This window comes from Luteimonas kalidii, assembly GCF_029887935.1.
GTDB classification, from domain to species: Bacteria; Pseudomonadota; Gammaproteobacteria; order Xanthomonadales; family Xanthomonadaceae; genus Luteimonas; species Luteimonas kalidii.
Genome location: NZ_JARXRO010000016.1, coordinates 143,450 through 165,005, shown reverse-complemented (window position 1 = coordinate 165,005; position 21,556 = coordinate 143,450). Strand labels below are relative to the sequence as shown.

Genomic DNA, 21,556 nt, shown 5'->3' with positions numbered 1-21,556 from the left:
GACGGAAGCGCGTGGACCGCAACGGCGTCGCCGCGCGCGCCGCACCCATTGCCCGGCGCACCCGTGGATCATCGCCCCCGCACGCCTCCGTCAATCGCCGCCGGGAGCCCGGTCCGGCCTACGGCTGGTTCCGCAGCGGCGATGGGCTCTGCGCCGCGCGCCGCTTCAGCCGGATCACCAGGTTGTCGGGGCGCATGGTGAACACCAGCTTCTCCTCGACCGGGCCGCTGCCGGCACGTTCGAGTTCGAAGTTGCGGCACAGCATCGAGATCACGCCCTTGATCTCGAGCAGCGCGAGGAAGCGGCCAGGGCAGAAGCGTGGCCCGGCGCCGAACGGGAAGAAGGCTTTCGCCGAAGTCGCGTCGAGGGTGGTGCCGTCCGGCTGGATCCAGCGCTCGATATCGAACGCGGCAGCGCCGGTGGCGGCCTGCGCGCGGATCGTGGCATGGCGGGTGAGCAGGAACACCGGCGTGCGCGCCGGCACCTCGACATCGCCGAGCACGGTGTCGTGCAGTGCCTCCAGCCGCAACACCGGCGCCGCCGGCTTGAGCCGCATCGCCTCGAGCGCGGCGGCCTCGATCCGCACCATCCGCGGATGGGTGGCGAAGTCCTGCAGCAGTTCGTCCGCGCCGAGGAGGGCGTCCGATTCCGCGCGCAGCGTGTCGCGCAGGTCGGGCCGCTCGCACATGAAATGGATCAGCCAAGCCAGCGCGCGCGCGGTGGTTTCCTCGCCGGCCAGCATCAGCGTCATCACGTTGCCGGTCACGTCCTCGTCGCTGAAGCCGCCGCCTTCCGACTGCGCGACCAGCGACTCGATGTAATTGCCGGGGCGTGCGGCGAGTCCGGGATCTTCCGCGAGGCGCCTCCGGGCGTCGGTGATCAGCCGCGCCAGCGTGTCGTGGATGCCGACCAGCGCACGGTCGAGCGCGCGGTCCGCCGGCAGCTTCACGTGGTTCCAGTACGGCACCAGCGCGGTCACGCGCCGCGACAGCGCCCTCGGGATTTCGCCGATCTGCTGCTCCAGCGTGCCCTCGTGGCCCTCGATGGTGTTGAGGTCCTGGCCGAAGGCGAAGGTCGAGGTGACGTCGATGGTGAAGCGGGTGAGGTCGTCGAGCAGGTCGATCTCGCGGCCCTCGTCGGCGGCCTGTTCCCAGCGCCGCTGCAGCCGCGCGACGATGCGCATCATGGTCGGGAAGAAATGCTTGAGGTGGCCATGGGTCAGCGCCTGCACCACCACCTTGCGCTGGCGCCGCCATTCGTCGCCCTCGGCGGTGAACACGCCGGCGGCCTTGAGCCCGCGGGCGATGCCCTCGACAGTGCTCATGCGGCGGAAGGTGTCGGGCCGGCGCTTGAACGCGTCCTCGACCAGCAACGGATCGGCGACCATCAGGATCCGGTAGGGCCCGAGCCGGATCCGGTACATCGGGCCGTACTCGTCGGCCCAGTCCTCCATCACCAGGTGCTGGTCGGTTTCGCGCAGCTGGAACAGGTTGCCCACCAGCGGCAGTCCGCGCGGGCCGGGCAGGGACCGGAACGGCCGTACGGCGCGCGCGTCGCGGCCGGCGCGCTGCATGCGGAACACGTCCAGTTCGGCGGCATCGATCGTGACCTCGCCGTCCACCACCCGGGCATCGAAGCGGTGCAGGCAGGTGCGCGGATCGCCGGCGCGCCGGCCGCTGGCGCAGTCGAAGCGCCAGCCGTGCGCGGCGCAGACCAGGTGGCCGTCGACCACCTCGCCGTCGGCCAGCAGGTTGCCCTGGTGCGGGCAGCGGCCGTCGAACACCGACACGCCGCCGCGGTGGCGCACGACCACCAGCGGCACGCCGTCGGCATCCACCGCCAGGGGTACGTCGTCGACCAGCGCGCAGGCGCGCGCGAGCGGAACCAGTGACGCGACCGTCATCCGTCTCTCCAGCCGGTGGTCCCGGGGGGACGGGGCGCATGTGCGTCCCGCGCGACCGATGTGGATGTGGCACGCCGGGCCACGGGGCCCGTACGGCCGCGACGGGCAGGAGGCCCGACGCCGGCCTAGTGTGCCCCCGCCGGCGCGTCGCGGTCGAGTGCGCGGTCCAGTTCGGCCAGGCGTTGCGGCGTGCCGACGTCGGTCCAGGCGCCGCCGTGGCGCTCGCCGGTGACCGCGTCGCGTGCCATCGCGGCGCGCAGCATCGGCGCCAGCTGGAAGCGCGGTGGGGTCTCGCGCGCGCCGGGGGCGTCGCCGGCGACCGTGCGCCAGTCGCGCAGTACCCCGGGCCGGTAGACGCCGATGCCGGAGAAGGTCAGGCGTGGCGCATCGCCGTCGCCATCGTGCACCGCGCCGTCGGGGCCGAGCACGAAATCCCCGCGCGGGTGGTGGGCCGGGTTGTCCACCAGCACCAGGTGCGCATCGCCGGCGGGCTCGCGCGGCAGGCGGGCGAAGTCGTAGTCGGTCCAGATGTCGCCGTTGACCGCGATGAACGGGGCCTCGCCGAGCAGCTCGCGTGCATGCCACAGCGCGCCGCCCGTCTCCAGCGGCGTCGCGCCCTCGTGCGAGTAGCTGATGCGCAGGCCGAAGGCGCGGCCCACGCCGAGCGTGGCCGGGAACTGCTCGGCCAGCCACGAGGTGTTGACCACCACTTCGTCCACGCCGATCGCGGCGAGTTTCTCCAGGTGCCAGGCGATCAGCGGCCGCCCGCCCACGCGCAGCAGCGGCTTGGGGGTGGCGTCGGTGAGCGGCCGCATGCGCTCGCCCAGCCCGGCGGCGAAGACCAGCGCCTTCATGCGCCCACTGCCGCGTGGGCACGCATCGCCGGGCGCACGCGCGTGTCGATCAGCGCCGCGAGCGGATGCAGTTCCGGATGCCGCGGCAGCACCGCGTCGAGGTAGGCGAGGAAGCGCGGCGCGTCGGCCACGTATTTCGGCTTGTCGTCGCGGTGCCTGAGGCGCGCGAAGATCCCCAGCACCTTGAGGTGGCGATGCACGCCGATCAGGTCGAGGTCGCGGCGGAACGTCTGCAGCGGCGGGACCGGCAGGCCGGCCGCATGCGCCAGCGCGTGGTAGCGCGCCTGCCAGGCGGCGACGCGATCCTCCGGCCAGCTCAGGAAGGCATCCTTGAACAGGCAGGCGGGGTCGTAACCGATCGGGCCGCGCACCGCGTCCTGGAAATCGAGGATCGCCACCTCGTCGCCGCAGGGCATCAGGTTGCGCGGCATGTAGTCGCGGTGCACCAGCACCTGCGGCTGCGCCATCGCGGCCTCGACCAGCACCTCGTATACCTGCATCAGCATGTCCTGCTCGGCCGCGTCCAGCGTGAGCCCGAGGTGCGTGCCCAGGAACCATTCGTCGAACAGGCGCAGCTCGCGCAGCAGCAGCGCACGGTCGTAGGCGGGCAGGCCCTCGGGCACGGCGATCGACTGCAGCCGCACCAGGCGCTCGAGCGCGGTATCGAACAGCGCGTCGGCATTGCCGGCGTCGATCACGTGCAGGTAGGTGTGCACGCCCAGGTCCTCGAGCAGCAGGAACCCCTGCGCCAGGTCCTGCGCCACCACCTGCGGTACGCGCAGGCCGCCGTCCTCCAGCAGCTGGCGCACCGACAGCCACGGCCGCACGTCCATCAGCTCCGGCGGCGCGTCCATCAGCACCAGGCTGGGCGTGCGCCCGGTGGTGCGCCAGTAGCTGCGGAAGTCGGCGTCGAACGACGCGCGCTCCACGCCCGTGTCCGGCTCGGACAGCACGCTGCGTATCCACTGCAGACGCTGCTGGTCGCGGGTCTGCGGGTCGGTGGGCTGAACCATGGCGTCTCCGGCCGGCGGATGCCGGGCGGGCAAAGGGTAAACTGCCGCGCAACTCCCGGCGAGACGTGAAATGACCCACCTGCAACCTGTCCTGTTGTCCGGCGGCTCCGGCACGCGCCTGTGGCCGCTCTCGCGCGAGGCCTACCCGAAGCAGTTCCTGCCGCTGGCCGGCGAGGAGACGATGCTGCAGGACACCTGGCGCCGGGTCGCGCCGCTGGCTTCGGCCGCGCCGATCGTGGTCGCGAACGAGGAACACCGATTCCTCGCCGCCGAGCAGCTGCGGCTGGTGGGCGTGGAGCATGCGCACATCGTGCTCGAGCCGGTGGGCCGCAACACGGCACCGGCGATCGCGGCCGCCGCGCTGCAGGCGCAGGCCGACGGCGGCGATCCGCTGCTGCTGGTCCTGCCATCCGATCATGTGGTGCGCGACCCGGAGGGGTTCCGCGCCGCGGTGCAGGCCGCGATGCCGTCGGCCGAAGCAGGGGCGCTGGTGACCTTCGGCATCGTGCCGATTGCGCCCGAAACCGGGTTCGGCTACATCCAGGCCGATGCAGGCGACGGCGTGCGCTCGGTGCTGCGCTTCGTCGAGAAGCCCGATGCCGCCACCGCCCAGGGCTATCTCGACGCCGGTGGCTACTACTGGAACAGCGGCATGTTCCTGTTCCGCGCCTCCCGCTACCTGGCCGAACTGGAGCGGTTCCGCCCCGACATCCTCGCCGCGGTGCGCCAGGCGTTCGACGGCGCACAGCGCGACGGCGACTTCATCCGCCTCGAACGCGACGCGTTCGCCGCCAGCCCGGCGGACTCGATCGACTACGCGGTGATGGAAAAGACCGGCGACGCGCAGGTGCTGCCGGTCGACATCGGCTGGAACGACGTCGGCTCCTGGTCGGCGCTGTGGGACGTGAGCGAACAGGATGGCGAGGGCAACGCCCGCCACGGCGACGTGATCGCGGTCGATTCGCGCAACAGCTACGCTTACTCGCGCCGGCTGGTGGCCCTGGTGGGCGTGGACGACCTGGTGGTGGTGGAAACCGACGACGCCGTGCTGGTCGCGCGCAAGGACCGGGTGCAGCAGGTCAAGGACGTGGTGGCCCAGCTCAAGGCCGGGCAGCGCAGCCACGCCGTGCTGCACCGCGAAGTGCACCGGCCGTGGGGCAGCTACGACTCGATCGACCAGGAGGACGGCTGCTTCCAGGTCAAGCGGATCAAGGTCAAGCCCGGCGCGCGGCTGTCGCTGCAGTCGCACAAGCACCGCGCCGAACACTGGATCGTGGTGCGCGGCACCGCGCGCGTCACCCGCGACAACGACGTGTTCGAACTGCACGCCAACCAGTCGACCTACATCCCGCTGGGCGCCCGCCACCGGCTGGAGAATCCCGGCAGCGAGATGCTGGAGCTGATCGAAGTGCAGTCGGGCAGCTACCTGGGCGAGGACGACATCGTCCGCTACGAGGACGTCTACGGGCGTTCGTAGTCCGTCGATGCGCCCGCAGGCAGCCGGGCGCTTCGATCCTCAGCGTGGATAGACGCGGTATCGCGGCAGCCTGATGCCCACCGTTGCGCCCACGACCGGCACCTGCACGGCCGGTGCGGCGACCAGGTCGACCTCCAGCAGGCGCGGCTGCCCGCCGATCGCCAATTCCACCGTGATCCGGTCCGCATGCCAGTGCACCGCGGACACGGTCGCGTCGAGGCCTTCCCCGGGCGCGCCGATCGCCGCGTCGTGCGGACGCAGGTACAGGCGCGCCGGCCCGTCGGACACGCCGGCGGCATCGAAGTCCCCTGACTGCGCCGGCGCGGCGAACCGGCCGCCCGCGACCGTGCCTTCGATGACGCTGGCGCGGCCGATGAAGTCGAACACGTAGGCCGAGGCCGGCGCGTCGTAGATCTCGCGCGGCGTGCCGACCTGCTCGATGCGGCCGTCGCGCAGCACCACCACGCGGTCGGCCAGTTCCAGCGCTTCGTCCTGGTCGTGGGTGACGAACACCGTGGTCTGGCCGGTCTGGTCGTGCAGGCGACGCAGCCAGCGGCGCAGTTCGACCCGCACCTTGGCATCGAGCGCGCCGAAGGGCTCGTCGAGCAGCAGCACGGTTGGGTCGATCGCCAGCGCGCGCGCCAGCGCCACCCGCTGCTTCTGGCCGCCGGAGAGCTGCTCGGGGTAGCGGTCGCTATGCTCGGGTAGCTGGATCAGCGCCAGCAGTTCGTCGACGCGGCGGCGGATCGCGGCGCGGTCCGGGCGCCGCGACCGCGGCCGGCTGCGCAGTCCGAAGGCGATGTTCTCGGCCACGGTCATGTGCCGGAACAGCGCGTACTGCTGGAACACGAAGCCGACGTTGCGTTCGCGCAGGCTCAGCCGCGTGGCATCGGTGTCGCCGAACAGGACCCGGCCCGCGTCGGCCGGCAGCAGGCCGGCGATCACGCGCAGCAGCGTGGTCTTGCCCGAGCCGGAGGGGCCGAGCAGCGCCACCAGTTCGCCCGAGGCGATGTGCAGGTCGACGTGGTCGAGCGCGGCCGTGGCGCCATAGCGCTTGCCCACGCCTTCGATCAACAGGTCCACGCCATGGCCGGTCGGGGTCATGGCCGGATCATTGCCGATGTCCCCGCGGCCCGTGGCCGGCGGGCCCGGCGTGGCATGCCCGGGGGATCGAGGCGGCCGCCCGTCCTGCGGCGGGTGCCCGTTGATCAGCAGCATGGTCGAGGTCTCCATTTGGGGCGTGGAAGGGCGGGGATGCGGCCGCAACCGCATGGGCTGCGGTCGGGGAAGGCGCGCGGGCGGGAGGGGCAAGACCGCCGCGCCGATGGAGGATGTGCCGCATGTTCAGTGCCTCCGATGCGCCCGGGCCAGGCCGTCGGCGTGGCGCGACTCCAGCCAGAACTTCAGCACCAGCGTCACCAGCGCCAGTCCCGCCAGCAGCGACGACACCGCGAACGCCGCGGTGCTGTCGAACTCGTTGTAGAGGATCTCGATGTGCAGCGGCAGGGTGTTGGTCAGGCCGCGGATGTGGCCGGACACCACCGACACCGCACCGAACTCACCCATCGCGCGCGCACCGCACAGCAGCACGCCGTACAGCAGGCCCCACTTGATGTTGGGCAGGGTGACGCGGAAGAACATGGTCCAGGCGTTCGCTCCCAGCGAGCGCGCCACCACCTCCTCCTCGCTGCCCTGCTGCTGCATCAGCGGCACCAGTTCGCGGACCACGAACGGGAAGGTGATGAACAGCGTCGCCAGCACGATGCCAGGACGCGCGAACAGGATCCGGATGTCGTGCTCGAGCAACAGGTCCGCGAACCAGCCCTGCGACCCGAACAGCAGCACCAGGCACAGGCCGGCGACGACCGGCGAGACCGCGAACGGCAGGTCCACCAGTGCCAGCAGCGCGCGCTTGCCGCGGAATTCGAAGCGCACCAGGGCCCAGGCGGCGGACACGCCGAAGATCGCATTCACCGGGATCACGAACGCGGCGGTGAGCAAGGTGAGGTTGAGCGCGGAGATCGCGTCGGGCGTGGTCAGCGCCGCCCACCACGTGGCGAAGCCTTCGCCGAAGGCCGAGAGCAGCACCATCAGCAACGGCAGCACCACCAGCAGCCCCATCACGCCTACCGCGGCGCCGATCAGGGTGCGGCGCAGCCAGGCGGGGGTCTCCAGACCCTGGGCATGGGCGTGGTCAGACATCGCGGCGGCTCCTGCGCTCATGGCGGAACAGCAGCGGGATCAGGTTGATGGCGAGCAGGCACAGGAACGAGGCCGCCAGCATCACCGCCGCAAGCGCGATCGCGCCGTTGTAGTCGTACTCCTCCAGGCGGATGGTGATCAGCAGCGGCGCGATCTCGGTCCGGTAGGGCTTGTTGCCGGCGATGAAGATCACCGAGCCGTATTCGCCCAGCCCGCGCGCGAACGCCAGCGAAAAGCCGGTCAGCAGCGCCGGCAGCACTTCCGGCAGCACCACCCGGCGCAGCGCGGTGAAGCGCGAGGCGCCGAGCGAGGCGGCGGCCTGCTCCTGGTCCTGGCCGAGCGATTCGAGGATCGGCTGCACCGTGCGCACGGTGAACGGCAGGCCGATGAACACCAGCGCGATCACGATGCCGGCCAGCTGGTAGGCGATCTGGATGCCTCGCGGTTCGAGGAACTGCCCGATCCAGCCGTTCGGCGCATAGATCGCGGTCAGCGCGATGCCGGCCACCGCGGTCGGCAATGCGAACGGCAGATCGACCAGCGCATCGAGCAGGCGCCGGCCGGGAAAGCGGTAACGCACCAGCACCCAGGCCACCAGCGCGCCGGCCAGCAGTGCGATCACGGCGGCGACGAAGGCGGTGCCGAAGCTCACCTTCAGCGCCGCCTGCACGCGTTCGTCGCGCAGTACCTTCATCCAGCCATCGAGGCCGAGCCCGGCGGCGTGGACGGCCAGGGCGGTCAATGGCAACAACACGACGATGCCGAGCCAGGCCATGCCCAGGCCGAGGCTGACGCCGAAGCCCGGCAACGGACGGCGCCAGCGCGGACGCGGCAGGGAAAGGGCGAGCGTGCTCATCGGGGGGCGGCTGAGGTGATCATGGACGCGCGATGACCTGGGTTCATCGCAGCGGGCTGCCTTGCGCAGCGTGTGCGCGACCGGCGCGTGCCCGCATCTGTTTTCGGCACCTTCTTCCGCGAGCGGGAGAAGGAACAGCACGTGCGCAGGCTGCAGCAGGAGCCGCGCTTGCGCGAGCTGGAGGAGGGACCGTACCTGCGGGAGCGGGAGAAGGAGTGGCCTGCGCGCGTCGCACCGGGCGCGCATCCAACCGCGGCGTCCCGGACGCCTGCGGGTTCCCAGCGGTGCACGCGCGATCCGTGGAAGTGCATGCGCATCACCGGGGCTGGTAGATCTGGTCGAAGAAGCCGCCGTCGGCGAAGTGCAGCTGCTGCGCCCTGGCCCAGCCCCCGAACGCGTCGTCGATGGTGACCATCGGCAGAGGCCTGAAGTGGGCGATGGCCGTTGCCGGCACGGACTCCGGCCGCGACGGGCGGTAGTGGTGTTTCGCCGCCAGGCGCTGGCCTTCGGGCGTGTACAGGTACTGCAGGTAGGCCTCGGCCACCTTCTGCGTGCCCTTCCTGGCGAGGTTGCCGTCCACCACCGCCACCGGCGGCTCGGCCTTGATGCTCAGGCTCGGGTAGACGATCTCGAACCTGTCGCGCACGGCCGGGTCCGCCAGGGTCAGCAACGCCTCGTTCTCCCATGCCAGCAGCACGTCGCCGATCCCCCGCTCGACGAAGGTGGTGGTCGATCCGCGCGCGCCGGTATCGAGCACCGGGACGTTGCGGAACACCTTGCCCAGGTAGTCCACCACCAGCGGACCCTTGCGGTACTCGCGCGAAGCCCACGCCCAGGCGGCGAGGTAGTTCCAGCGCGCGCCGCCCGAGGTCTTCGGGTTGGGCGTGATCACGCCGAGGCCGGGCCTGGCGAGATCGCCCCAGTCGCGGATCTGCTTCGGGTTGCCCTTGCGCACCAGGAACACGATGGTCGAGGTGTAGGGCGAGCTGTTGTTGGGCAGCCGAGCCTGCCAGTCCTTCGCCAGCAGCCGCGTGTGCGCGGCAATCGCGTCGATGTCACCGGACAGGGCCAGGGTGACCACGTCGGCGGGCAGGCCGTCGATCACCGAACGCGCCTGCTTGCCCGAACCGCCATGGGACATGCGGATGGTGACGTCGTCGCCGGTCCGGGCCTTCCACTGGCGGGCGAAGGCCGTGTTGACCTCGGCGTACATCTCGCGCGTGGGGTCGTAGGAGACGTTGAGCAGTTCGATCTCGCGCGCGGCCGCGACCGGCGGCAGGACGCAGGCGATGACGGCGAGCAGGACACCGGACACATGGATGGCGAGTCGGCGCATGGGAAGACCCGGGGCAGGAGGGGTGGCGGACCGGACCGGTCGCCGTCGCCACGGGCGGGGCGACGGCCGCCGATGCTGCGGCAACGGGCGTGACGGCAGCCGCACGGCCGCCGGGCGTGTCCGGATGGGAAAGGGGCGCGGCCCCTCAGGCCGCGTCGCGCGCGCCCTCGATTCCGGCCAGCCACTCGTCGTCCGACCCTTCCAGCAGGTGGGAGAACAGCGGCGTGGAGAAGTAGCGCTCGCCGGTGTCGGGCAGCATGGCCAGCAGCACCGAGCCCTCCGGCGCCTGCGCGGCGACCTTCAGCGCCGCGGCCAGGGTGCCGCCGGCGGAGATGCCGGCGAACACGCCTTCCTCGGCGGCCAGCCGGCGCGCGGTCTCGATCGACTCGTCGTCGCTCACCAGCACCAGCTCGTCGTGCACGGTGCGGTTGAGCACCTCGGGCAGGAAGTCGGGAGTCCAGCCCTGGACCTTGTGCGGCGCCCATTCCTTGCCGCCGAGCAGCGAGGCGCCGGCCGGCTCGGTGGCGATGATCTTCGTCTCCGGGCGCGCCACCTTGAGTACCTCGCCCACGCCGGTGAGCGTGCCGCCGGTGCCCCAGCCGCTGACGAAGTAGTCCAGTCGCCGGCCGGCGAAATCGCGCAGGATCTCGGCCGCCGTGGTCTGCCGGTGGTAGGCCGGGTTGGCCGGGTTGGCGAACTGCGAGGCCAGGAACCAGCCGTGCCGCTCGGCGAGCTCCTTCGCCTTCTTCACCATGCCGCTGCCGCGCTCGGCGGCCGGGGTGAGGATCACCTTGGCGCCATAGGCGCGCATCAGCTTGCGCCGTTCGATCGAGAACGTCTCCACCATCACCGCGACGAACCGGTAACCGCGCGCCGCGGCGACCTGCGCAAGCGCCACGCCGGTGTTGCCGCTGGTGGCCTCGACGATGGTGTCGCCGGGCTTGAGCGCGCCGCGCTTCTCGGCGTCGAGCACGATCGCCAGCGCCAGGCGGTCCTTGACCGAGCCGCCGGGATTGAACGCCTCCACCTTGACGTACACGGTGGCGTGGCCCGGGGCGAGGCGGTGCAGCTTGACCGTCGGGGTGTTGCCGATGGTGTCGAGGATGCTGTCGTAGAGGGCCATGGTCGATGCCTCGGGGTCTGGAAAGGGGGGTCAGGCGGCGTCCGCGAGCGGCAGGTCGTCCGCGCCGAGCGGGGCGTCGCCGAACCAGTGCAGGGCGCCGGCCAGCGCGGCGACTTCGCCGACGATCAGCAGCGCCGGCGACTGTACGGCGTGCCGCTGCGCCAGATGTGACAAATCGGTTAGCCGGCCGGTCACCACCCGCTGCTCCGGCCGCGTGCCGTTCTCGACGATCGCGAACGGGGTGTCGGGCGCGCGGCCGTGGGCCAGCAGTTGCGCCTGCAGCACGTCCAGCCGCGCCACGCCCATGTAGAACGCCAGCGTCTGCCGCTCCTGCGCCAGCGCGGGCCAGTCGAGGGTGTCGAGCGAGCCTTTCCCGTGCGCGGTGACCAGGCGCACCGACTGGGCGTGGTCGCGATGGGTCAGCGGGATCCCGGCGTACGCGGCGCAGGCCGCGGCCGCGGTGATGCCGGGCACCACCTCGTAATCGATGCCGGCCGCGCGCAGCGCCTCGAGTTCCTCGCCGCCGCGTCCGAACACGAACGGGTCGCCACCCTTCAGGCGCACCACGCGACGGCCGGCGGCGGCGTGCTCCACCAGCAGGGCGTTGATGTCGGCCTGCGGCGTGGCCTGCCCACCTCCGCGCTTGCCGACCTCGATGCGCTCGGCGTCGCGGCGGGCGAGCTGCAGCACGTCGGGGCCGACCAGGCGATCGTGCAGGATCACGTCGGCCTCGTTGAGCAGCCGCAGCGCGCGCAGCGTGAGCAGGCCGGCGTCGCCGGGGCCGGCGCCGACCAGGGCGACGTGCCCGCCCCCGATGGGGGACGTGGCCCCACCGGCGGGCGACGCAGCCCGGGGCACGGATGCAGGCGCGTCCGTCGGCCCGGCACCGGACGACAGCACGCCGTCCAGCAGCCGTCCGGCTTCGATATGCCGCCGTCGGCGCAGCAGCGACTGCAGCGGGCCGGCCAGCAGCCGTTCGAACACGCGTCGACGCGCGACCGGGTCCGGCCAGCGCAGGCGGAAGCGGTCGCGGTTGCGCGCCAGCAGCTCGGCCAGCGCGCCGAAGGACTCGTCGAACCGGGTCTCCAGTTCCTCGCGCACCAAGCGCGCCAGCATCGGCGCGCCGCCACCGCTTGAGATCGCGATCTGCAGCGGGCCGCGCTCGACCCGCGCCGGCAACTGCACGCGTGCCAGTTCGACGTCGTCGACCACGTTCACCCATACCCGGCGCGCGTCGCCGGCCTCGGCCACGGCCCGGTTCACCTCGGGCGCGTCGGTGGCCGCGATCGCCAGCCAGGCCGTGTCGAGCCACTCCGGCGCGAACCGGCCCGCGCGATGTTCGATGTGCCCGTCCGTGGCCAGCGCCTCGAGCGGCGCCGCCAGCGCCGGCGCGCCGACCACGATCCGCGCCCCGGTGCCCATCAGCGCCTCGACCTTGCGTGCCGCCACCGCGCCGCCGCCCACGACCAGCACCGTGCGTCCGCGCAGGTCGGCGAAGAGCGGGAACAGGCGGGTGCTGGCGGACGGCTCTGGCATCGGGACGCAGTGGCGGGTCTGAGGACGCGACGCTAGCGATTGCGGGGGCGCCGGTGGAAATGGCGACCTGTGCTTCGCTTATGCCGCAACGGCATAAGCGGCGCGCTGCGCCGCGTGGACAGGTAGCGCGGCCGCGGCTATGCTCCCAAAATCCATCTTTCAATCATGATGGAAGGATGAAGTTGCGGCTGATACCGATGCCGCGTGGACCGCTCCCGCATGACCCTGACCCAGCTGCGCTATCTCGTCGCGATCGCCGACTCCGGGCTCAACATCACGCTCGCGGCCGAGCGCGTGCACGCCACCCAGCCGGGCCTGTCCAAGCAGCTCAAGCAGCTCGAGGACGAGCTCGGCTTCCAGCTGTTCGTGCGCAAGGGCCGGAGCCTCGAGGGCATCGCCCCGGCCGGCGAGCGCGTGATCGAACACGCCAGGCGGATCCTGGCCGAGGCCGCGAACATCCGCAGCTACGCCGCCAACGAGCGCGGCGAATACAGTGGCCGACTGCTGCTGGCCACCACCCACACCCAGGCACGCTACGTGCTGCCGCCGGTGATCGCGGCGATCCGGCGCGAGTTCCCGCGCGTGGACGTGGACCTGCAGGCGGCCAGCGACGCCGAGGTGCTTCAGCTGCTGCACGACGGCGCAGACCTGGCGCTGATCAGCACCGCCGGCGGCACGCCGTCGGGCGGGCTGGCGGTGCCGCTGTACGGCTGGCGCCGCGTGCTGCTGGTGCCGGCGACGCATCCGCTGGCCGCGCTGCAGCGCGCGCCGACCCTGGCCGAACTCGCGCGCCACCCGCTGATCAGCTACGAATCCTCGACCCGTGCCGACTCGTCGATGCGCCGCGCGTTCACGGCTGCGGGCGTGGAACCGCAGATCGCGATGACCGCGCGCGACGCGAACCTGATCAAGACCTATGTCCGCGCCGGCCTCGGCGCGGGCCTGCTGGCGGAGATGGCGGTCGGGCCGCGCGAGGACGAGGACCTGCGCATCCTGCCGGCACCGGCGCAGATTCCCGACTGCATCACCTGGGCGGTGGTGCCGCGCGGGCGGGTGCTGCGCGAATACGCGCTCGCGCTGCTGCACGGGGTGGCACCGCAACTCGACCGGCGCGACCTGCGCCGCGTGCTGGAAGGCAACCAGGAAGCAGACTGGCCGGCACCGCCCTCGTGGCAGGCGCTCAGCCAGTCGATCTCGCTCTGACCGCAGCGGCGGCGTAAGCGCCGACGCGGGCGCACCTCAGTCGCTGATTGCGGAGATGTACGCGCCGGTGCGGACGATCTGGAACGTGTCGTTGTCGACCCGGCGCACCGGACTGCCGTCGTCGAGCGTATAGACCAGGCGCGTGGCGCCGTGATCGGCCCGCTCCTCTCCTTCCTGGGGCGACTCCAGTCGCTGGATCACCTTGTGGCGATTGCCGGCCTCGTCCTGGGCATACAGGATCTGGGTCATGCGCGGACCTCCTGACAGGGCACTGCCGGTCACGCTAGCGTCGGCACGGAAGACGCGCGTGAAGAATTCACGACGCGGTGGTTAATCCGCGGAGCGCGCCTCGCCGATGCTGCGCACTCCCCCGGCGGGATGCGTCGATGACCGCCTCTCCCGTCCCGCGGCCGCCGCAGCGCATCAGCGCGCACCCGCGAGCGCGCCGCGCCAACGCGACTGCGGCAACATGCGCCCGCATGCGAGCGGCCCGCGATAGCGGTACACCCAGGCCCGGAGCCCGGATCCGGGCACGGTCATGCGCTCGCGCACGTACCCGGCATCCGCGCCGGCGTCGGGATCGCATTCCTCGTAGTGGTCGAGTTCGACGAGCAGGGTGGGATCGAGGAGGCGGTGAATCTCGCCCTCGACCATGCCGTCTCCTTCGACCAGGCCGGGATAGCCACCGAGTTCGATCAGGCGCCCCGGAACGCAGGCCTCGCCGATGAAGGACGCGCGCGTGGACAGCGCGAACCGCGCATGCGCGGACTCGCCGCGCATCAGCGTGCCGTAGAGGAACAGGTACGCATCGGGTCCATCGCAGTTCATGCGCGAAGCGTATCGCGGACAAGGCGGTCCGCGCCTTCACGTCACCCACGCGCACTCCGTGGCCACACTGCGGCATCCCCGCCCCACGGAGCCTCCCATGGCGACACCCAAGCAGGAAATCGAGCATCTCGCGAAGCTGATGAAGAAGATCGACATCGCCATGCTGGCGACCGTCGGCAAGGGTGGCCACCTGGTCAGCCGTCCACTGTCCACCCAGTGCGCCACCTTCGACGGCGAGCGGGTGTGGTTCCTGACCGAGCGCGACACGCCCAAGGTCGGCGAGATCCGCCGGCATCCCAACGTCAACATCGCCTACGCCTCGAAGGATGCGAATACCTACCTGTCGGTGTCGGGCAAGGCGAGTGTGGTGCGCGACCAGGCGTTGATCGACACCTTCTGGAACGATGCGATGAAGGCGTTCTTCCCTGACGGCAAGGACGATCCGAACGTCGTGCTGATCGAGGTGGCGGTCGACACCATCGAGTACTGGGACGGCCCCGGCAGCTGGATCGGCAAGGCGCTGACCTTCGCGGTCGCGCGCGTCACCGGCAACGAGGAGGTGATGGGCGAGAACCGCATCGTCGACCTGCGCAGCAAGCGCAGCCGAAAGGCGCCCTCGTCCGGCGGCAGGCGCAGCACGCCGGCGAAGAAGGCGGGTGCGCGCAAGACCGCGACACGTGCGACGGGTGCGGCCGCCGGCAAGCGCGCTGTGCGCAAGTCCCCGGCGAAGGCGAAGACGGGCGTGGCGAAGAAGGGCGCCGCGAAGAAGGCTGCTTCGAAGGGCGCCACGAAGAAGGCCGCTTCGAAGAAGGCCGCCGCACGCAAGCGCCCGGCCAAGACGGCAAAGACGACCATGTCCGGCACGGCGCGCAGCAGCAGGGCCGGCAAGCGCGCTTCGCGCTGATCCGCCAGGCAGGGCGGGGGCTGCGTCCTGCCTCGTTGGACCCGTGGCGATGCGACTCAGGTTTCGCTGCGAATGTCCCGGATGCGCTTCGCTTATCCGGGCTACGCGGGGCAGCAGAGGGCGCCGCCACACGATCCTCCGCAATCTGCGATCTGCCGGCCGCGATCTGCGTGCCACGCTCCGCACCACGGTGGCGCTCGGCATCGCGGGGGCGGCGCCCGGGCAACCCGGTACGACACCTTTGGCCGACCCACAGGCGGGGTCAGCGAGGCTCAGTCGACGTGCCGCTCCCGGATCGCCTGCAGCCGCTCGCGGAAATACAGTGCATCGGCGGCCTCGATGTCCTTCCGCGCGGACAGCCAATCGCTGGCCTCGCGCAGCAGGCTCGCCCGGTCGCTCGCGGGATCCTCGAGCGCCGTATCGATGCGGTCCAGTTCGACCAGCACCTCGTCGCGGGTGGTCTTGGCCATCGTCGTCATCCGGTCGGGAGCAGGCGTCACGATCGCGCGTGCCGCGTGAGCGCGGTGTCGCTGGAGCCGACGGGCTGTGTGCGCACGCGTGGCCGCGCAGACCGGGCTGGAGCATGGCGCGAACACGCCGTCGGTCCCCCCGGTCGCGCGGTGCGCGTCAGTCCGCGCCCGTGCCCTCGCCCGCATCTGCGGCTGCATCTGCTTCGTCATCCGCGTCCGCAGCTGCGTCCGCTGCCTGATCCGCATCCGGTTGTGCGCCCTCCGGGTCCGCATCTGCATCTGCATCGGGAGGCGCAGGCGGCTTGTTGGCCGACGAGGCCTCGGCATCGCGGTGGTACACCGCGTCGCGGAAGCGCTTGTGCAGGTCGGTACCGCCGGGCGGGATCGACTGGGTGAACAGCACCGCGACGATGTCGTGCCTGGGATCGACCCAGAACAGCGTGTTCGCATAGCCGTCCCAGAAGAATTCGCCCACCGCGCCGGACGCCTCGCCCTGGTGCGCAGGCGGCGAATGGCGCACGGCGAAGTCGATGCCGAAGCCCACCTGGCCCTTGCCCGGCAGCCAGGAGCGGTCGCCCACGGTGTCGGGCAGGTCGTCGGTGGCCATCAAGGCGACCGTGTCGGCGGCGAGGATCCGGGTGCCTTCGAGCTCGCCGCCGTTGGCCAGCATGCGGCCGAAGCGCATGTAGTCGTCGAGCGTCGACACCAGGCCGTAGCCGCCCGGCGCCATGGTCCATTCGCGATAGGCGTTGTCGAGCGCAGGCGAATCCGGGAGGCGGTCGAAGCCGCCCGCTTCGCGGAGCTCGTACACCGCCATCATCCGGCCGCGCCGCTCCGGCGGCACGAAGTACGCGGTCTCCTTCATCCCCAGCGGATCGAGCACGCGCTCCTGGACCAGCTGCGCGAACGGCTTGCCGGCCAGCACTTCCGCCAGCCGCGCCTGCACGTCGACCGAGATGCCGTACAGCCAGCGCGTGCCGGGCTGGTAGGCCAGCGGCACGCGCGCCAGGCGCCGCGACATCTCCTCCAGCGTGATCTCGCGCGAGTCGACGCCCGCCTCGCGATACAGCCGCGCGGCCGCGTCGTCCTCGAACGCGGCGGCGAAGCCAGCGGTGTGGCGCAGGATGTCGCGCACCAGGATCGGCCGCTGCGGCGCTTCGAGCACCGGCTGTCCGGAGGCGTCTTCGCCGGCATGCACGCGCACGTCGGCGTATTCGGGCAGGTAGGTCGACAGCGGATCATCGAGCTTGAACCTGCCCTCGTCGTACAGCGTCATCAGCACCACGCCGGTCACCGGCTTGGTCATCGAATAGACCTGCGCCAGGGTGTCGCGCGCCATCGCGCGTCCGGCCTCACGGTCGGCCATGCCGAACGCGCCGAAATAGGCTTCCTGGCCGCGCTCGAACACCAGCGCGGACACGCCGACGGCGCGGTCCTGTTCGACCACCTCGCGCAGCACGCCGTCGATATGGGCGGGGTCGACGAGCGCGGGCGGCGTGGCCGGTGCGGGCGATTCGGTCTCGCCGGTGGCGGCAGGCGGGGCGGGCTGGCAGGCGACGAGCAGCAGGCCGAACGTGGCCGCGAGGAACGACTTCATGCAGGAACTCCGGAGAGGTCGGGACAGGGCGCCCAGGGCGGCCGCGCGGCAGTATGCCCGCGCGCGCGACGTGTCTCCCGCTGCGGCGCAGCGAGCGGCGACCGATGCAGTTGCAACCATCGCACCTCAAGCCTCGCAAGCCGCGTGCCTGTTGCCGACGCCCGGCGCGTGCCGTGCGTGCGCGAATGGCACGCCGGCCCGCTGCGTATCGCGAGGCAGGCGTCGACGGAACCCCCGCCTGGCCCGAACGACCATCCGGTGTCGCTGCACGGATCGGCGCGCGCACCCGTCCCGCAGCCGCGCCTCCGTGTCCGGACGACATCATTGCGTGGCGTCGATCCGGACGTGCCGTTGCGCCGCGTGCCCCGGTCGCGGACCATGCAGGACACGATGCACGTCCGCATCGCAGTACGGGAGTCGCCATGATCGTCCATCCGCCCGCGTGCCCATGCGTGTGCACGCGCGGCCATGTCGGCCATGACGCGCTGCGGGGACGCGCATCATGAGCGCTGGCGATCGCCGCCTGGGTGTCGCGCTGTGCGGACTGGGCAACCTGAGCGAACACCAGATCGCGCCCGCCCTGCTCAAGACGCGCCATTGCCGGCTGGCCGGCCTGGTCAGCGGCACGCCGGAGACGGTGGCGCGCTTCCAGTCGCGCTACGGCGTGCCCGACCGCAGCGTCTACCGCTACGACGACATGCACCGGATGTGCGACAACCCGGACATCGACGTGGTGTACGTCGTCACACCCAACGCCCTGCACGCCGGCCACGCGATCGCCGCCGCGCGCGCCGGCAAGCACGTGTTCTGCGAGAAGCCGCTGGAGGTGTCGGTCGAGCGCTGCCAGGCGATGATCGATGCCTGCCGCGACGCCGGCCGCCTGCTCGGCACCGCCTACCGCTGCCACTACGATCCGCACCACGTCGAATGCATCCGCCTGGCGCGCGAGCGCACGTTCGGCGCGCCGCTCACGGTGCAGGCCGCGTTCTCGATCGATGTCGGCCGCCCCGGGCAGTGGCGGCTGCGGCATGCGCTCGCCGGCGGCGGCGCGCTGTTCGACGTGGGCATCTACGCCCTCCAGGCCACGCGCTACCTCACCGGCGAGGAGCCGATGGAGGTCAGCGCGATGGAGGTGAAGACCGATCCGGTGAAGTACGCCGAGGTCGACGAGACCGTGGTCTGGACCGCGCGCTTTCCCGGTGGCGTGCTCGCGCATTGCGCCACCAGCTATCGGGGCTCCGGCATGTGCCGGATGCGGGTCGATTGCGAGCGCGGCTGGTTCGAACTCGACCCGGCGTTCTTCTACGACGGAAACCGCGGCCGCCGCAGCGACGGCGTGGCGATCGAGTTCCCCGACATCGACCCGTTCGCCGCCGAGCTCGACGATTTCGCGCTGTCGATCCTCGAAGGTCGCCCGGTCAGGCTGCCGGGAGAAGAAGGCCTGCGCGATGTGCGCATCCTGCAGGCGATCGCGCAGTCCGCGCGCTCGGGGCGGCCGGTGCGGCTCGACGGCTGAGACGGCGGCCGCCGGTGCCAGGTCAGGTGGCGGCGGCCGGCACCGGGGGCGCGTGGTCCGGCAGTGCGTCGGCGCGCACCACCTGGTTGCGTCCGCCCAGCTTGGCCGCGTACAGCGCGTGGTCGGCGCGCAGCACCAGCGTCGGTGCGTGCGTCCCGTGTTCGGGGCAGCCGGCCACGCCGATCGACAGCGTGGTGCGCATCACTTGGCCGCCGGCCTCCACCCGCAGCGATTCGAACGTCGCACGCAGTTCCTCGGCCAGGCCCGCCGCGTCGTGCAGGGGCGTGGCCGGCAGCATCAGCAGGAACTCCTCGCCACCGTAGCGGCAGGCGATCAGGCCTTCGTCGCGCACCCGATCGCGCAACAGGTCGGCCAGCCGGCGGATCATCTCGTCGCCGGCGGGGTGGCCGTAGGTGTCGTTGATGCGCTTGAAGCGGTCGATGTCGATCAGGACCAGCGCCAGCGGCAAGCCGGTCGCGGCGCATGCGGCCAGTTCGCGCTCCAGCGCCTCGTCCAGCGCGCGACGGTTGTGCAGGCCGGTGAGGGGATCGCGCTGCGCCTGTTCCTGCAGCTGCGACTGCAGCCGCGTGATCTCGTCGAGCCGCTCGCCGAGCTGGCGCCGGCTCTCGCGCAGCGACACGCCACGGCGGTAGGCGTCGCGCGCGTAGATCAGCAGGTAACCGGTCAGCAGCGCGATGCACATCAGGCTGGTATGCAGTTCGGTATGCGGGCGGAAGGACAGGCCGTTGAACACGGCTGCGCCGGCCACGCCCGCGGCGATCGCGGCGACCCCCTTCCACAGCCCCGACATGCCCATGAAGATCATCACGTTCAGGCAGGTGCCGACGAAGAACATGAAGGAGATCCACAGCGGCAGCCCCCACACGCCCATCCACACGCCGAGCAGCAGGCCGTCGACCAGCAGGTTCTGCATCTCCGCGCGCAGCGGGTCGCGCGCGCGGGCCGCACGCCAGTACGCCAGCTGCGGGTACACCAGCAGCTGCAGCGCGAGCAGGGTCCACATCAGCGGGCCGGCCCGCAGGTAGACCAGATGGGTGCCGAGGACCACGAAACCCAGCGCGAAGAAGAGCGTCCGGTTGCGCCGGATGAGCGTGACCACCCAATGGATCTTCGCTGCCTCCACCCGCTCTCCCCTGTCCGCGTCGTGGGACCGGCGGCGCCGCCGAAGGTTCCGTGCGCGGCGGTAGTGTAGCGGCGTCGCGGGGGGCTTCGCGCCGCGAACGGACTCACCGGTTGGCCCGACCGGCGTCATGCACGGGACGGTGGCCTGTCCACCGCAGGCCGCGCCGGATGCCGCCGGATGCCGGCTGCCCGGGCGGCGCGTCAGCTCCGCAGTCGCCGCGCGTTGGCCAGCACCTGGCGATGCCAGGGCGCCACGCCGCTGGCCATGATCCGGTCGAAGCCGGTCGAGGCCGTCCGGCGCAGCCGCGCCTGCGCGGCGGCAGTCGGCGACAGCCACCACGACCACGCCAGCTGTGCCTGCAGGCTCCAGGCCTCGGCCCACATCGCGGCCCAGGACTGGGCGAACGCCGCCTGCTTCTCGCTCACCATGCCGCTGAACTCGCGGCGGTCGCGCGCGGACGGGTTGGCCCCTGCCAGGGCCATGCGCGAGAGCCGCGCCGCCGCGACCAGGGGCGCAGCGGCGCCCAGTTCGACCAGCTGGGCGCTGGCGGTGGTGGCACGGGCACGGCGTTTGCGGGGACGGCCCATCGGGCGCTCCGGGGGAGGGTGGGGGAGCCGCAGCATCGCAGCGGTGATGCGAGGGACACGCGAAGGTGGGCTGCGAGCCCACGGGGCATGCTGCCCGGAAGGGGCGATGGACGCGCACCGGGCACGCTCGCGAGGGGGTCGACCCCGCTGCGGGTTGCCGCGGCCCCGGCCAGGGGCGAGCCGGCACGGTTGCGGCGACCGGTACCATGCGGCGATGAAGACACTCTTCGCCGCGCTCGTCCTGTGGTGGCTGCTCGCCGCCGTGCCCGCCGCCGCGGACGACCAGTTCAGGGTGCTGGTGGTCGCCGTGCCCAATCGCTACCACCACGATTACACCGTGGTGGCGCAGCCGCGCCTGGAGCAGCTGGCGCGGCAGCACGGGTTCGACCTGGACTGGACCTGGAATACCTCGCCGTTCGACGGCGAGCTGTCGAGCTACGACGCGATTGTGCTGCTCAACACGCCGGGCGACGAACTGCGCGCCGCCCAGCGCACGGCGCTGGAGGACTACGTGCGCGCCGGCGGCGGGGTGGTGGCCGTGCACCGCGCGCTGATCTTCAATCCGCCGGGGGACTGGCCCTGGTTCGAACGCATGATCGGCCGCACGTTCCGCATCCATCCGATGGTGCAGACCGCGCTGGTGCGGGTGGCCGACCCCGCGTTCCCGGCAACGTTCGCGCTGCCCGCGCGCTGGACCTGGAGCGACGAGTGGTACGAGTTCGGGCCGCCGCTGGTGGACGGGCTGCGCACGGTGCTGTCGGTGGACGAACGCAGCTATGATCCCACCCGCATCTGGCCCGGGCAGGTCGCGCGCGGCATGGGCGCCGACCACCCGGTCGCCTGGTACCACGCCTTCGATGGCGGGCGCGTGTTCGTCACCGCGGTCGGCCATCCGCCGGCCGCGTACGACGACGCCACCTACCTGGCGCACCTCTACGGCGGGATCTGGTGGGCCGCGACCGGCCGCGGCATCGACGCCGACGCCGGGGCCGACGCCGGGGACTGAG

At 71.7% G+C, this 21,556-nt stretch carries 20 protein-coding genes; 5 read left to right on the top strand and 15 right to left on the bottom strand.

From position 1 onward, the window contains the following. Positions 1-118 precede the first annotated feature (118 nt). From QFW81_RS10550 to QFW81_RS10540, 3 genes are all read right to left on the bottom strand, one after another. Complete coding sequence (locus tag QFW81_RS10550) at positions 119-1,903, bottom strand: cytochrome P450 (RefSeq protein ID WP_280578735.1); 1,785 nt, start codon at positions 1,901-1,903, stop codon at positions 119-121. A 125-nt stretch (positions 1,904-2,028) separates the two neighbouring features. Continuing rightward, positions 2,029-2,757, bottom strand: coding sequence for an N-acetylmuramate alpha-1-phosphate uridylyltransferase MurU (gene murU / locus QFW81_RS10545; protein WP_280578734.1), 729 nt, complete (start codon positions 2,755-2,757; stop codon positions 2,029-2,031). Further along, a complete protein-coding gene (locus QFW81_RS10540; protein WP_280578733.1) occupies positions 2,754-3,770 on the bottom strand; it encodes an aminoglycoside phosphotransferase family protein in 1,017 nt (338 codons plus the stop codon). The genes murU and QFW81_RS10540 overlap by 4 nt, the downstream gene beginning before the upstream one ends. 70 nt (positions 3,771-3,840) lie before the next feature. Between QFW81_RS10540 and QFW81_RS10535 the strand changes: the two genes are divergently transcribed. Further along, positions 3,841-5,247 (top strand): mannose-1-phosphate guanylyltransferase/mannose-6-phosphate isomerase, encoded by a 1,407-nt coding sequence (locus tag QFW81_RS10535; protein ID WP_280578732.1) that lies wholly within the window; start codon positions 3,841-3,843, stop codon positions 5,245-5,247. Positions 5,248-5,286: 39 nt separating this feature from the next. On the opposite strand, the gene QFW81_RS10530 is transcribed toward QFW81_RS10535, so the two are convergent. The 6 genes from QFW81_RS10530 to cysG form a co-directional block, all read right to left on the bottom strand. Next, a complete protein-coding gene (locus QFW81_RS10530) occupies positions 5,287-6,330 on the bottom strand; it encodes a sulfate/molybdate ABC transporter ATP-binding protein (protein WP_425604018.1) in 1,044 nt (347 codons plus the stop codon). Positions 6,331-6,591: 261 nt separating this feature from the next. Then, positions 6,592-7,470 carry a sulfate ABC transporter permease subunit CysW gene (gene cysW, locus QFW81_RS10525; protein WP_425604015.1) on the bottom strand — a complete coding sequence of 293 codons (879 nt, stop codon included), beginning with the start codon at positions 7,468-7,470 and terminating at the stop codon, positions 6,592-6,594. Next, complete coding sequence (gene cysT, locus QFW81_RS10520) at positions 7,442-8,305, bottom strand: sulfate ABC transporter permease subunit CysT (protein WP_280578730.1); 864 nt, start codon at positions 8,303-8,305, stop codon at positions 7,442-7,444. The genes cysW and cysT overlap by 29 nt, the downstream gene beginning before the upstream one ends. 316 nt (positions 8,306-8,621) lie before the next feature. Further along, complete coding sequence (locus QFW81_RS10515) at positions 8,622-9,641, bottom strand: sulfate ABC transporter substrate-binding protein (RefSeq protein WP_280578729.1); 1,020 nt, start codon at positions 9,639-9,641, stop codon at positions 8,622-8,624. A 145-nt stretch (positions 9,642-9,786) separates the two neighbouring features. After that, a complete protein-coding gene (gene cysK / locus QFW81_RS10510) occupies positions 9,787-10,764 on the bottom strand; it encodes a cysteine synthase A (RefSeq protein WP_280578728.1) in 978 nt (325 codons plus the stop codon). A 30-nt stretch (positions 10,765-10,794) separates the two neighbouring features. Continuing rightward, complete coding sequence (cysG, locus tag QFW81_RS10505; RefSeq protein WP_280578727.1) at positions 10,795-12,300, bottom strand: siroheme synthase CysG; 1,506 nt, start codon at positions 12,298-12,300, stop codon at positions 10,795-10,797. A gap of 219 nt (positions 12,301-12,519) precedes the next feature. Here cysG and QFW81_RS10500 point away from each other — a divergent pair, with 219 nt between their 5' ends. Continuing rightward, positions 12,520-13,503, top strand: a complete 984-nt coding sequence (locus QFW81_RS10500) for a LysR family transcriptional regulator (protein WP_280578726.1) — start codon at positions 12,520-12,522, stop codon at positions 13,501-13,503. Between the two features lie 36 nt (positions 13,504-13,539). Here QFW81_RS10500 and QFW81_RS10495 read toward each other — a convergent pair whose 3' ends face one another. After that, complete coding sequence (locus QFW81_RS10495; protein WP_280578725.1) at positions 13,540-13,752, bottom strand: hypothetical protein; 213 nt, start codon at positions 13,750-13,752, stop codon at positions 13,540-13,542. Between the two features lie 174 nt (positions 13,753-13,926). Continuing rightward, positions 13,927-14,331: a gamma-glutamylcyclotransferase family protein gene (locus tag QFW81_RS10490; RefSeq protein WP_280578724.1), complete on the bottom strand. Its 405-nt coding sequence runs from the start codon at positions 14,329-14,331 to the stop codon at positions 13,927-13,929. A 97-nt stretch (positions 14,332-14,428) separates the two neighbouring features. On the opposite strand from QFW81_RS10490, the gene QFW81_RS17745 reads away from it, so the two are divergent. Then, the gene (locus QFW81_RS17745) at positions 14,429-15,235 is read left to right on the top strand and encodes a pyridoxamine 5'-phosphate oxidase family protein (protein WP_425604014.1); all 807 of its coding nucleotides are present in this window, start codon (positions 14,429-14,431) and stop codon (positions 15,233-15,235) included. 272 nt (positions 15,236-15,507) lie between these two features. On the opposite strand, the gene QFW81_RS10480 is transcribed toward QFW81_RS17745, so the two are convergent. Both QFW81_RS10480 and QFW81_RS10475 read right to left on the bottom strand, forming a co-directional pair. Continuing rightward, positions 15,508-15,705 carry a hypothetical protein gene (locus QFW81_RS10480; protein ID WP_280578723.1) on the bottom strand — a complete coding sequence of 66 codons (198 nt, stop codon included), beginning with the start codon at positions 15,703-15,705 and terminating at the stop codon, positions 15,508-15,510. A 157-nt stretch (positions 15,706-15,862) separates the two neighbouring features. Next, on the bottom strand, positions 15,863-17,302 hold the full coding sequence (locus QFW81_RS10475; protein WP_280578722.1) for a serine hydrolase domain-containing protein: 1,440 nt from the start codon (positions 17,300-17,302) through the stop codon (positions 15,863-15,865). A gap of 502 nt (positions 17,303-17,804) precedes the next feature. On the opposite strand from QFW81_RS10475, the gene QFW81_RS10470 reads away from it, so the two are divergent. Next, positions 17,805-18,818: a Gfo/Idh/MocA family protein gene (locus QFW81_RS10470; protein ID WP_280578721.1), complete on the top strand. Its 1,014-nt coding sequence runs from the start codon at positions 17,805-17,807 to the stop codon at positions 18,816-18,818. Positions 18,819-18,840: 22 nt separating this feature from the next. Here QFW81_RS10470 and QFW81_RS10465 read toward each other — a convergent pair whose 3' ends face one another. Together QFW81_RS10465 and QFW81_RS10460 are read right to left on the bottom strand one after the other, a co-directional pair. Then, entirely contained in the window at positions 18,841-19,938 is a 1,098-nt protein-coding gene (locus tag QFW81_RS10465; RefSeq protein WP_280578720.1) for a sensor domain-containing diguanylate cyclase, read from the bottom strand. A gap of 224 nt (positions 19,939-20,162) precedes the next feature. Then, positions 20,163-20,549 carry a polyhydroxyalkanoate granule-associated phasin gene (locus QFW81_RS10460; protein ID WP_280578719.1) on the bottom strand — a complete coding sequence of 129 codons (387 nt, stop codon included), beginning with the start codon at positions 20,547-20,549 and terminating at the stop codon, positions 20,163-20,165. Between the two features lie 214 nt (positions 20,550-20,763). Between QFW81_RS10460 and QFW81_RS10455 the strand changes: the two genes are divergently transcribed. Continuing rightward, entirely contained in the window at positions 20,764-21,555 is a 792-nt protein-coding gene (locus QFW81_RS10455; protein WP_280578718.1) for a ThuA domain-containing protein, read from the top strand. Position 21,556 lies beyond the last annotated feature (1 nt).